This is a genomic window from Wolbachia endosymbiont (group A) of Philonthus cognatus, assembly GCF_947251755.1.
In the GTDB taxonomy this organism is placed as follows: Bacteria; Pseudomonadota; Alphaproteobacteria; order Rickettsiales; family Anaplasmataceae; genus Wolbachia; species Wolbachia pipientis.
The window spans coordinates 942867-956285 of the sequence record NZ_OX366388.1 but is presented as its reverse complement, the minus strand read 5'-3'; the positions used below and the strand labels follow the sequence as shown (position 1 = coordinate 956285).

The 13419-nt window shown below is 32.3% G+C and carries 6 protein-coding genes and 1 pseudogene; all 7 read left to right on the top strand.

Annotated features, from left to right (window positions below; genetic code table 11):
* Window positions 1-27 precede the first annotated feature (27 nt).
* Window positions 28-873: a DEAD/DEAH box helicase gene (locus tag OPR21_RS04545; protein ID WP_265030307.1), complete on the top strand. Its 846-nt coding sequence runs from the start codon at window positions 28-30 to the stop codon at window positions 871-873.
* Between the two features lie 2700 nt (window positions 874-3573).
* Entirely contained in the window at window positions 3574-5688 is a 2115-nt protein-coding gene (locus OPR21_RS04540; protein WP_265029639.1) for an AAA family ATPase, read from the top strand.
* Between the two features lie 482 nt (window positions 5689-6170).
* A pseudogene (locus OPR21_RS04535) lies at window positions 6171-7466 on the top strand (IS4 family transposase).
* 200 nt (window positions 7467-7666) lie between these two features.
* Window positions 7667-8416 carry an NTP transferase domain-containing protein gene (locus tag OPR21_RS04530; protein ID WP_265029638.1) on the top strand — a complete coding sequence of 250 codons (750 nt, stop codon included), beginning with the start codon at window positions 7667-7669 and terminating at the stop codon, window positions 8414-8416.
* Between the two features lie 125 nt (window positions 8417-8541).
* Window positions 8542-9495: an NAD-dependent epimerase/dehydratase family protein gene (locus OPR21_RS04525; RefSeq protein WP_265029637.1), complete on the top strand. Its 954-nt coding sequence runs from the start codon at window positions 8542-8544 to the stop codon at window positions 9493-9495.
* The gene (locus OPR21_RS04520) at window positions 9452-11779 is read left to right on the top strand and encodes a glycosyltransferase (RefSeq protein WP_265029636.1); all 2328 of its coding nucleotides are present in this window, start codon (window positions 9452-9454) and stop codon (window positions 11777-11779) included. The genes OPR21_RS04525 and OPR21_RS04520 overlap by 44 nt, the downstream gene beginning before the upstream one ends.
* Complete coding sequence (locus OPR21_RS04515) at window positions 11740-13416, top strand: WG repeat-containing protein (protein WP_265029635.1); 1677 nt, start codon at window positions 11740-11742, stop codon at window positions 13414-13416. Before OPR21_RS04520 ends, OPR21_RS04515 begins: the two co-directional genes overlap by 40 nt.
* Window positions 13417-13419: the final 3 nt, after the last annotated feature.

The following is a 13419-nucleotide window of genomic DNA, read 5'->3' as shown; positions in this document are numbered from 1 at the left end:
GAATTTAAAACTCATTTTGCAACACCAATTGAAAAAGCGAGAGACAAAGTTTGTCTAGAGAAGTTCATGAAAGTTACTCATCCCTTTATGCTACGTAGGGTAAAAAGTGATAAAAGCATTATAGAGGATCTACCAGATAAAATTGAAAATAATCGTTATTGTTCTCTAACTCCAGAGCAAACAGCACTTTATCAAGAAGTAGTTAACACAACTATGAAAAAGATAGAAAAGAGTGAAGGAATTGAGCGTAAGGGTCTAATTCTTAAGCTTATCAATGCTTTAAAGCAAGTTTGTAACCATCCATCGCATTTTGGCAAGAAAAAGCGTGCAAGTATTGAACAGTCAGGAAAGATGCAGATGCTAGAAGAGATATTGATAGGAATTAGTGAGCTTGCAGAAAAATCATTGATATTTACTCAATACACTGAAATGGGTGAGATTATAGCTAGGCTACTTGAAGAAAAGTTTGAATCAAAAGTGCCATTTTTGCATGGAAGTTTATCCCGTAAAGCACGAGACAAAATGGTTAATGATTTTGAAAACTCATTTCGATCAAATATTCTCATAGTATCTTTAAAAGCTGGTGGAACAGGGCTTAATTTAACAGCAGCAAACCATGTAATACATTACGATTTATGGTGGAATCCAGCAGTGGAAGCACAAGCAACAGATAGAGCGTACCGTATTGGGCAAGAACGTAATGTTATGGTGTACAGGCTACTTTCAACAGGTACTTTTGAAGAGCGTATTGATGAGATGATTCAAAGTAAGGAAGAGTTAGCAAACTTAACTATAAGTAGCGGCGAGAGTTGGATTACAGAATTTAGCAATAATCAATTGAAAGATTTGATCAATATAAGAAATGCTGTATAAAAAACAAGTTCAGCTATCCACTTCTTATCTTAAAAATGTAAAAAAACAACATTTGGCCTGCTAACACATATCTTATCGCATTCGGACTATTATAAGAAAGGCTGTACAGAGTATGAATCTGATTTTGACGAATTAATTAAAGCAGGTGAGAAAATAACTACAACAAAGACCAGCTTATAGTTGAGTTATCTGTGTTTGACATCTTGCTTTTGTTTTAATTTCAAGGGGGGTGACCCACCCTTTAGAAAGCTCTATATCTCTATCTACCAATAATATAGTGGAAATTTTGTCTCTATTATACGCGATAAAATTGGAGACGTAAATAAATAAATTTTGATCTTTGTCTCTGTTTTAAGCGGTTTTGTAGCTTATGTTTGCAGCAATTTCAAACTTTTTTCTTTATCTTCACCTACAATTTGTTTATAGAGATTATCTGAAATATTTTCTTAAGAGTTTTAGATAAAAGTCGTTATATTTCAATAAGACCTCCAAAATAACCAGCTTTTATTGCACCGATTTAAAAGACCGTTCACTTTTTTGAAAAAATATTTTACAACAAATAAAAAACGTGATAGACTAAGGTAAGGTTTTTTTATAGCAAGTAAAAGTTTAAGGTAAAAAATAATTTAAAAATTACTCTTAATCAAGTTTTGAGCTACCTTACATGAGTAACTTAGGTCCTAGTTGTACGATTGTACCCTAAAGTTGTAGAATCTTTTTAAAACGCTACTATTAGCCATCTTGTCTTTTGTAAACATTTATCTTTCATCTTTTTTTAGGTTATCCAAAATGCAATAGTAGGTTTTTCATATTTTTGTCCCTGTGTTGTATTTTTGTTTAGGGCGATCTGATTCATTAAGTCTTTTGGAAATAGAAAAGTAATACACTAAGTGGCTAAAAGCATAGAAATTCAGTGAGTTAAGTATAGTATGTTTTTGTTCCTAATTTTTCAATTTTACTGGAAATCACAAGACTCAGAACAGCTTTTTATTCCTTAAAACCTTACTTTGAAGAATAGGCCACACATTTATCTTCCTTTGAGTGATACCTTTAATTATCTTACAATGACTAGGTTTATGTCTACTAATATCATGAAATGCAGATATCCCCTGGTCCACCTGAGTAGTTAGAGTAGGTTATAGGCGGCTTTAAAAAACCGGTTAGTTGCCACTTGAGTTTATTTTTTAAATAACTTTTATATTTCGGTTAAAAATTAAAATGGACGGTATATTAGCCTTTTTGAAAACCATTTCAGTTGAGTACCCGGTTAAAACTTATTACAGTTCATGTCTTTTTGCTTAACTTGTTATTTAAAAATTAAAAAAGTAATAAATTAAACATTTAAGCGCGTTAATAATATTTAGGTAGGTATTATGAAAGGTACATATCCTATATGTTCTATTATTATATATTATTATTTATTATATATATAATATATAAGGTTTTACCCGAAACTGGGCTACACTCAAAAACCCTCTATAATCCTAGCTTTCAAAGCAATTAAGAAGTTTTTTTGAATTTCAAACTTAAATTATCCTTAACCCTTTAATATAGCTGGGTTTTTTCCTTTTAGGAGATTTCATTTTCCAATCTAAAATAGCTTAAACTGCCAAAAATCTATGTAATCTCGAATCTAAAGCACTTAATTCACAAATAATTATTATGAATAACTTTACTAATACAACATTTTTGTGGCTACTTCCTATAGATGAAAAATCTCTCCCCTGAGTATATTGTAAATGTGTTAAGCTCTATTAAAGTTTAATAGAAAAATCGTAATGAAAAAAATTTTAGAGCAATTCATATTTCGGACTGCATTTCTAGTATATATCGTTTAGAAAAGAAGTCATTTAGTGGAGTATGAAAGCTAATAGAAAGCGGAGTTGTGCAAAATTTTTTAAAAAAGTGAACAGTTTTTATAATTTTGGTGAACATATATAGTAAGGGAACAGTGTAAGTTTAAAGTTAGATGTTTTTATAATAAGGAGTAAAAGTGTTTTGGAAAAATTTCCCTCACTTCCGGAAAGATCGATAAGGGATCCGGTATACTATAGTAAATGGTACAGAAATATAAGCATCTCTTGAGTTATGTTAATAAGTGAACTTAGTTTATGCAGTAAGCAACTGTCATAAATTTTCTACCATATAGGTATATTTACTTATTAAAGTAAGCTTCAAAATGCAAATCATTTGGCAAACCTACCAAATAACCAGATGAACTTACAAAGAGAAATACAAGAAAATCAATACCTTAAGAGAATTTCAAATGGCAAATAAAATTTCATTTGGCAAAATTGCCAATCGGCTCCAAAGCTGCGTATATGTGGAGGTTTAACCAAAATGTTAAATGGCAAATTTCCTTATATATAATATATATTACATACTATAAATATGTAATATATCAATGTGACAAAATAGAAGCATTATGATTATTTAATAGGAAGTTGACATAGTGAGGAAAATATTGTAGAATTACATTAGAGTATTTTGTCTTAAAAGAAAGAAAACTCTAAGAGCCTTCAATCTTACCTTTACTATAAACCTGAACTGACTTCCTTCACTTATTAATATATTTTCAAGCTTTGCCAAGAGAACCACCTACTACATTTTTTACTTCATGATTAAGAGAACAAGACCGCAACCAATACAGCCTTGCTCAAAAACCTTTCAAACACTTAACTTTAAAAGGAGCTTCAACTTATGGTACAAGATTTTTTAACTGATGTCAAAGAAAAAAATACTTTAAATTATGATTTTAACGACGCTGTCTCACATTTAGAACCATTAGAACAATTTGATGTAGAAGAAATAAAAAGACAACTATTATTAAACATCAGATCATGCCTTTCTTATTTATTTCCAAGAGGAACTTTTCATGGTGACAAATTTCAGATAGGTGATGTACAAGGTAATAAAGGCAAAAGCCTCAAAGTTGAATTAGCGTATGGCAAGGTCGGATTATGGATTGATTTTGCAACTGGGGACGGTGGTGACATTATTGATCTTTGGGCAGCTGCACATGGGAAAAACGCTAAAATAGAATTTGTTGAAGTAATTTCTTCGATAAGTGAATGGATAGGATGTAACAAGCGACCTACTAAAGAGCAAAAGAGAATAACTCAATGGGACTATCTCGATCAGGATAATCAGTTGATTGCCAGCAAATATCGTTATGATACTGCTTCAGGAAAAAGTTATCAACCATTTGATGCTAAAAAATCTACCTTTACTGCACCTGAGATCAGGCCTCTGTATAACATTCCAGGCATCACTAAATCTGATAGAGTGATATTGGTAGAAGGGGAAAAATGTGCTGAGCTACTCATAGAACAAGGGATCACTGCAACAACAGCAATGTTTGGAGCAAAAGCACCTATTGAGAAAACTGATTGGACTCCACTTAAAGGTAAACACATTATTATATGGCCAGATAACGATGATCCTGGAAAAGATTATGCTCAAGAAGCCGCAAAAAAGCTTTCTGGTTTTGGAGTTGCATCACTTTCTATTCTCAAGATTCCTCAAGATAAGCCAAAATCTTGGGATGCTGCAGATAGTGTGCTAGAAGGAATGAACGTTGAAGAATTTATCCTTAACAACAAAAGCCCTTATTCTTCAAGAAAGTCAAAAAGAATTGATACTACAGTTTGGACCAATATCCCTCCAGAAAGAAAGTGGGTTATTAAGGATTGGCTCCCTGTAGGAAGTGTTACAGCTCTTTATGGTGATGGTGGTGTTGGAAAATCTCTCCTTGCTCAACAATTAATGACAGCCGCTGCTTTTGGTAAACCTTGGCTTGGAATAGATCTGGAAAAAATAAAGACATATGGTGTGTTCTGTGAAGATGATGAAGAAGAACTTTGGCGTCGGCAATGCGCAATAAATGAATTTTATCAATCAGGTATGGAATCTTCTGATTTTCAGGATAATGTTGGCTTATGGTCACGAGCAGGGCACAATAATCAACTTATGGTTTTTAATAACAAAGATACTGGTCAATTAACTACGTACTTTCAAGAGTTACTTGAGGATATTGAATCGTTTCAGCCGAAGCTTGTGATATTAGATACAGCAGCAGACCTATTTGGAGGAAATGAAAACGACCGTTCTCATGTGAGACAATTTATTCAAGGTTGTTGTGGTCGAATAGCTCAAGCAATAAAAGGAGCTGTTTTATTACTTGCCCACCCTTCTGATGCGGGAATAATACGTAAAACTGGCACAGGCGGTTCAACAGCATGGAATAATACAGTAAGGTCTCGTTGGTATTTGACTAGACCAGATAAAGCTAATGCTTCTCCTGATGAGAGAATTTTATCGCGCAAAAAATCTAACTATTCGCAGTGCAATAACGGGCAAATGACACTTTACTGGAAAAATGGGGCATTTGTACATGACAATTCAGTTTTAAATTCAGAACCAATAATCAGAGATCAATATAGTAAAAAGTTGGATTTAGAACGGATGAGAAAACATGAGGTTATCTTGAGTTTAATTCGCAGTAGCGCATATCAAGGTAATATTTATACTGCTGGACAATTTGCAAAGCGTTTTGAAGGAGAAGAGGGTCTTGGCAGTGAGCGCAATATTAGAGAAAGAATAAATAATCTTGCAACTCTTGGACAGATTAAATTCTTTCGTAATGCTGCAGGATATGGGACCAATTCTAAATATGGATTTCTTTGTGTGCAGGATATGGAATTTAAAGTTTCAGTAGGAGATAAAGTAGAGCACAAGTTAATAAAGCCAACACATTACTATCTACAAGCAAATGGTGCGGTCTTGCCTATTAAAGATTTAGATATTTTGTGGTAATTTTTCAAAAAGTTTCTGAAAATAGCAATTACTTTTATTCAAATTTTCAGGATGTTGAGAGCATTTAAGAGGGGCAAGTGAGTTTTCTAAAAAACCTTCATACAAAATTTTCTTTACAATGAATAAAAATGACGATAAAATCATGTGCAAGTTTATTTTATACTAATAGAATTAGTATAAGTACATTTTATTCAAATTTTAAAGGGCATTACAGACGCTAAAGAGATACAATCGATTGGGTTGGACACACTCGCTTTAGAACTTAATTACAGGCTTTTTGGTGAATTAAGCAGTAGTTACCTTATTTCAAACAGAGTGGTCTAAGAGGTTTCATCAATAAAAACCATACTTGAAAGTAGCACACACTCAATTATAACCATACGCGTCAAGTTAAGAAGAAGTGAGGTAAAGTTGGTGTAAAGAAAAGAAAAAGAAGATATAAGTTCTCTTAAAATTAACAAACAAAACGGAGAACTTATACAATGAAAAGAATAGTTTGCATCTCAAAAAAGCTCAAAGAATTTTTTAATGAAAAAGCAGATAAAATCTCAGCTACAACAGGATTTATAAAAAGAAAGAGGAAGCTAAAAGGCTCGTCGTTCGTAGAAGCCATAGTCTTGGGTAATATAGGGGTTGATAATTGTAGTATAGAGACAGTGTGTCAATTATTGAATGAAGACTCGATAAATATAACAAAACAAGGTCTGGACTTTAGATTTACCAAGGAAGCAGTGGAATTCATGAAAAGAATGTATAATGAATCTTTAACGTTACTTAAAAATACCTTACAAGTTGATTGCAGAATCTTGAAGCACTTTGGAGGTGTTAAGTTATTAGACAGCAGCTATATTAGCTTACCTAACAGTATGGAAGACATGTATAAAGGTTATGGACAGTGGTTATGAAAGTAATACTAAGTCTGGAATAAAGTTACAATTAGTTTTTGACTACCTAAACCAGACATTAGACCAGCTTAATATAACTGAAGGAATAAGAGGGTTATAGAAGCCATTTAAGCAATATATCGAGCAACGATTTACTAATATCTGATTTGGGTTATTTTGTGCCAAGTTCTTTTGAGCAGATCAGTCAAGCAGGAGCTTACTTTATCAGTCGTTGATACGAATACATATGATATAGAGACGGGTCAAAAAATAGATTTACTAGAACATTTGGAAGATCGATCTTTTCTAGAACAGGAGGTGCTGTTAGGAAAAGAAACAAAAATTAAAGTGAGAATTATATGTCAAAAATTAACTGAAGAACAGTCTATAATTAGAAGAAGAAGGGCTAACAAGTTAGCAAAATCACATGGATATACATCTTCTCAAAAGAATCAAAAATTGCTGGATTGGTCGATATTCATAACTAACGTTCCAAAAAGTAAGATTAATGCTGAGCAAATACTAGTAGTTTACCGAGTAAGATGGCAAATTGAATTATTGTTCAAATTATATAAGAGTAATATAAGGCTTGATAAGCTGAGAGGAAAGCCATACAGAGTATTATGTGAGCTATATGCCAAATTGTGTGCAATTCTTATATTTCATGGAATAGTGGGTTGCACAGAATTGAAAAAAAATACGGAGCTTAGCTTAACAAAGGCATTTATTGAGCTAAAAAGACGGGTTAGAGAGTTATTTTTAGCACTAAATAATAAAATTAAAGGCTTAAATATTTTTCTCAAAAAGCTTACCATAACTTGGTCGCAATTTTCATTAAAAGACAAGTACAGAAAAACTAGGCTATCCACCTTAACTTCTCTAAATTTGCTTTAACTTGACGCGTATGCTCAATTATAACTATGGGGCGTCTCTTTCTAAAATTTTACTTAATAATTGCTAAGAATTACTACAGATGCTAATTTAACGAATTTTGTCTGTTCGATGGTAGTTATTTTCCTCTAGAAAATCAAAGTGGACTTTACATCTTACTAATTATAAATTAACTTACTACCTAATCAATTCCTGAGTTATGTATGAGTAACATTTTGATAATATTAGCAGCAGGAAAGAGCAGTAGAATGAATTCTGAATATCCAAAAGCGTTGCACCAAGTGGGAAATTTTACTCTTTTAGAGCATATAATTCACAATGCAAAACCGCTGAGTTTAAAAAGTCTATCAATTGTCATTAACAAGGCTTTTCTAAAGGAGTTAGAAAGATTTAGTACCTTAAAAGATATAATTGATAAATATAATATAAAATTGATAATTCAAGAAAATATTACAGGTACTGGCACTGCAGTTAAAATTGCCCTAGAAAACCTGGAGGGGTTATCTGACCAAGACATAGTTTTAATACAGTATGGAGACACTCCCTTTATATCTAGTGATACAGTTATGAAAATGACTGATTGTTTAAAGTATAATAATTTAGTTCTTCTTGGATTCAATAGTCAAGATGAACAATATGGAAGATTAGTAATTGATAATTACGGAAATGTTCAAAAAATCCTAAAAAATGGAGATAAAATGCTTCTTGCAAACTCTGGAATAATAGTTTCATATGCTAAAGATCTTTTTACCTTAGTAAAAGAAATAAAATTTAATAATTCGACCAATGAATATTGTCTTAATGATATAGTGCCCATTGCAGCAAACAATAACTTGAGTGTAGGTTATGTAGTTTCTGATGAAAGAGAAGCAATGGGAGTAAATAATAAGGAGGATTTGATTAAAGCCGAACACTATTTTCAAGAAAGAAGGCAGCCAACTTTTCTTTCATAACTACATTTTTTTATTCATTAATTTAAGTTGACATTTGTTTTATACTGGTTTTATAATACCTTTTGATTCTTACTTGTAAGATAATTGGTACGACAAATTTTCCTAGTTGTAGTGAGAGGGTATACATGGGGATATTAATAACAGGTGCTGCAGGTTTGATAGGGTCGACCTTGGTGAAAAAGTTAGAAAACCAGGGCCATGAAGTAATAAGCTGTGATATTAGGTTTCGCAACAATCCACTCAGTTTTTTTTCAGAAGATATAGTACCACTACTTGCTAAGTGTACAGGAATTATTCATCTGGCTGCAATTTCTCGAGTTATACATGGTGAACTTTATCCTACACTGTGTCAAAAAATTAATGTTGATGGTACAATGCAGTTTTTAGGGTTATGTAAGTCACTTCCAAATAAACCATGGTTTATATATGCAAGTAGTAGGGAAGTCTATGGAGAGCAGAAGGAACTGCCGGTTACAGAATCTGCTAGTATCGATCCAATAAATAATTATGCCAAAGGTAAAGCATTTATTGAGAAGCAAATAACAAGTTTAAAAGATTTTAATGTAGCAATATTACGCTTTTCAAATGTATACGGTGGTTTACTAGATCATAACAGTAGAGTAATTCCCGCACTCTGTATTAATGCATTAAGAGGTGATCCAATTAAAATAGAAGGTAAAGAATGTGTTTTTGATTTTACCTACTTGGATGATGTTATAGAGGGTATATGCTTAACTGTTAAATATTTACAAAGTGAAAAATCTTCTCTTCCTGCTATTCATCTTACTACTAATAGCCCATGTACTTTAGAAAACTTAGCAAAAACAATATTAAAAGTCACGAAAAGTGATTCTAGAATTGATTTTTATCCTCCAAGAAATTTTGACGTAACTAAGTTCCATGGTGATTTTACTAGAGCTAAAGAGCTACTTGGTTGGTCTCCAAAGCATTCATTAGAAGTAGGATTAAGCAATTTTATAAAAAGTCTACAAAACAATATACAAGAGTATCCTAACAATATAGATATGGTAATATATGAAAATATTAAAAGTTATTCATGGTTACCCTCCTTATTATAGCGCTGGTTCAGAGGTTTACAGCCAAACTCTTGCTCATGAACTAGCAAATAACAATGAGGTACAAGTATTTACTAGGTATGAAAATAGCTTTTTACCTGATTTTTATTACACTACAGTCCTAGATCGTAGTGATTCTCGAATCTTACTGCATTTAATTAATATACCCATAGCTAAATATCGTTATAAATTTATCAATGAAGAAGTAGATATAAAATTTAAAAGAGTAATAGATAACTTTCAGCCAGATCTTATACATTTTGGTCATCTTAATCATCTATCAATTACTTTACCAGAAATTGCTTTTAAAGAAAATATACCTACAATTTTTACGCTACATGACTTTTGGTTAATGTGTCCAAGAGGAAGGTTTATTCAACGCAATTCTGAAGATTTGTTACGTCTTTGTGATGGACAAAAGGATCAAAAATGTGCAACCCAATGTTACAAGGGATATTTTACAGGAGATAAAGAATTCCTGAATTTAGACATAAATTATTGGGAACAATGGGTTGCAACTAGAATGAAGCACACAAGGAAAATAATAGACTATATAGATTACTTTATTTCCCCATCAAAATTCTTGATGGATAAATTTACTCAGGATTTTAATGTTCCGATAAACAAAATTTCTTATCTTGATTATGGTTTTGATCTCAATCGTCTTAAGAATAGAAATAGAGCACAAGAAAAAGAGTTTATTTTCGGTTATATTGGTACTCATACTCCCGAAAAAGGTGTTAATCTATTATTGAAAGCTTTTTCTCACTTATCATCTAAAGCAAAACTTAGAATTTGGGGAGCAGCAAGAGAAGAAACTAAAGCTTTAAAAGCGATTGCCGATCAGTTTTCACCTGTTGTTAAAGAAAGAATAGAATGGATGGGAAGTTATGATAATAAGAATATAGTTACTGACGTATTTAATAAAGTCGATGCAATAGTCATTCCTTCAATTTGGGGTGAAAATTCACCGTTAGTAATACATGAAGCACAGCAACTTAGAATACCAGTTATAACAGCCGATTATGGTGGCATGGCAGAATATGTAAGAGATGGACTATTATTTAAGCACAGAGATGCAAGTAGTTTGTCAGAAAAAATGCAAGTCCTATCTACAGATCAGGAGTTATATAATAAACTTACCCAAAAAGGCTATCCTTATACTGAAAATGGAAATATACCTTCTATAGGTGAGCATACTGAGAAACTTAACAAGATTTACCGTAATGCTATTGAAAAGAAAGGCAAATCAGTAGCTGTTAAACCCGGTCCTTGGAGAATTACTTTTGATACTAATCCAGATTACTGCAATTTTGCTTGTATAATGTGCGAATGTTTTTCACCATACAGCAAAGTTAAAGAAGAAAAGAAAGCTAAAGGAATAAAACCTAAGATACTGTCGATAGAAACTATCAGAAAAGTAATTAAGGAAGCAGCTGGCACACCTTTAAGGGAAATCATTCCTTCTACTATGGGTGAGCCTTTAATGTATAAAAGCTTTGATGAAATAATCAATTTGTGCCATGAGTTCGGCCTTAAGCTTAACCTCACAACCAATGGTTCTTTTCCTATTAAAGGAGCTAGAAAATGGGCTGAACTATTGGTACCAATTTTATCTGATGTTAAGATTTCCTGGAATGGGGCAACTAAAGAAACTCATGAAAGAATCATGAAAGGTTCAAAATGGGAAGTAGTGACAGAAAATTTAAAAACTTTCCTTGAAGTTAGAGATAAATACTTTAGCGATACAGGTGAAAGGTGTACCGTTACTTTACAATTAACATTTTTGGAAAGTAATTTACATGAACTCTATGACATAGTTAAGATGGCCATAAAAAACGGCATAGATAGAGTTAAAGGACATCATCTTTGGGCACATTTTGAGGAAATTAAGGATCTATCTATGAGAAGAGATGAGTTAGCAATTAGTAGATGGAATACAGAGGTGAGAAGGTTATATGAGCTTAGAGATAATATGCTATTACCAAATGGTAAAAAGATAAAATTAGAAAATTTTACAATTCTTTCTCAAGAAGGTATTAAGGATTTGGCTCCAGGTGGTCAATGCCCATTTTTAGGTAAAGAAGCATGGATAAACAATGAAGGAAAGTTTAGTCCTTGCTGTGCTCCAGATGAACTCCGTAAGACATTAGGAAATTTTGGTAATGTTAATGAGGTTAAACTCGAGGAAATATGGCAGAGTAGTGAGTACCTAAGCTTACAAAAGAATTATTTAAATTACAAATTATGCAAAACATGCAACATGAGAAAACCTTTGATCAATTAATCAAAGATAATCTTAAATCTATTAAAATTTCACCGTGTGAGAGCTTTCACGAATTACTAGGAAATCCTTTGTATGAAAATAGGTTTATAAAGGCTGGTAAATTTCATGAGCCCGGTCTTGCACCAGTTTATGATCAGACAGGTGCTTATCATATCAATGTAAGAGGAGAAGCAGTTTATCATCATAGATTTCTAAAAACTTTTGGATTCTACTTTAATAGAGCGGCCGTAGAAGATGATACAGGGTGTTACCATATTGATCCATCTGGATGTAGAGTATACAAACAGTCTTATCAATGGATTGGAAATTATCAGGAAGATGCTTGTGTAGTTAGAAGACATGATAAATGTTTTCATATTAATTTAAATGGCAACAGAATTTATCAGGAGGAATATGATTATGTTGGAGATTTTAAGGATGGTATCGCTGTAGTCTACAAGGATAGTAAAGCTACACATATTAATCATCATGGAAAGTTAGTACATAATAAATGGTATAAAAAACTTAATGTTTTTCATAAAGGGTATTCTATTGCAGAAGATCAACATGGTTGGTTTCATATAGATATTAATGGTGATCCTATTTACCAGCAGAGATTTAAAATGGTAGAAGCATTTTATAATGGGATGGCAAAAGTTGAAACTTTTGAAGGTGTGTTAGAACAAATCGATATTACCGGAAATGTAAAGTTTAGTATTTTTGATTTAGGTAAAGAATCTCAAGTGCATAGGATTTCTGCAGAACTTTCAGCCTTTTGGAAAACGTACCTAACAAGCGTTGCTATTGAACTTGATTTGTTAAATATTTTACCTGCAACTATGCCAGTTTTATCTAAAAAGTTAAACATTATCGTACCAAATCTAGAAAGGCTGTTAAGGGCGTTGTGGGAAATAGGGTTTATTGATTACGATAAGGACGAGGACTTATGGAAACTATCATCAAAAGGTAAGTGTTTTAAGGAAATACCATTTTTGCCAAAAGCAGCAACAATGTGGGCAAGAGTTGCCGCTGAAAAGAATTGGTTAAAGATTGCTGATATACTAAAACAGGAGTCAATCTCTTCATTTGAATCTTTTAAGGAAAGAGAAGCATCAGAAGATAAGAAAATAGCGTTTTACCAAGCATTGCTAGGATATTCTAGATTTGATACTAAAGAGTTTAATTCTAGGATTAATATAGATGGTGCTAAGAATATATTGCTATTTGGTGTACACTCTTTATTTCTTGCTTATTCTGATATACACAATAAAGGTTCTATAGGCCTATATAACGAACATAAAGTACCAAGACAGTTAGTAGAAAATTTAAAAGTCAAACTTATAACTCAGGAAGAACTATCAGTTACAAATTATGAATTAGGTGTCTTTTGCCGCTTTCTACAGCACTATGATGATGATAAAGTATTGTCTTATTTAAAATTGGTCAAAGGAATATCTCGTATTTTATTGATAGAAACTATTTTAGATTATCGCTCTCCAACTGGAGGCTCTGTAGATATTAATGTCATGGTTGAAACAGGAGGTAAACTAAGAACATTAAACGATTGGGAAAAAATACTCAAACAAGTAAAAGGATTCAAAATTTTTGCTGTTTTACCTTTAACAGATTACTTATCAGTTATTGATGTCAGGTGTTAATCA

Excerpts from the sequence above, each read along its gene's own strand:
- OPR21_RS04525 (WP_265029637.1), top strand. The coding sequence starts at position 8,542 with ATGGGGATATTAATAACAGGTGCTGCAGGTTTGATAGGGTCGACCTTG.
- OPR21_RS04520 (WP_265029636.1), top strand. The coding sequence starts at position 9,452 with ATGAAAATATTAAAAGTTATTCATGGTTACCCTCCTTATTATAGCGCT.
- OPR21_RS04540 (WP_265029639.1), top strand. The coding sequence starts at position 3,574 with ATGGTACAAGATTTTTTAACTGATGTCAAAGAAAAAAATACTTTAAAT.
- OPR21_RS04530 (WP_265029638.1), top strand. The coding sequence starts at position 7,667 with ATGAGTAACATTTTGATAATATTAGCAGCAGGAAAGAGCAGTAGAATG.
- OPR21_RS04515 (WP_265029635.1), top strand. The coding sequence starts at position 11,740 with ATGCAAAACATGCAACATGAGAAAACCTTTGATCAATTAATCAAAGAT.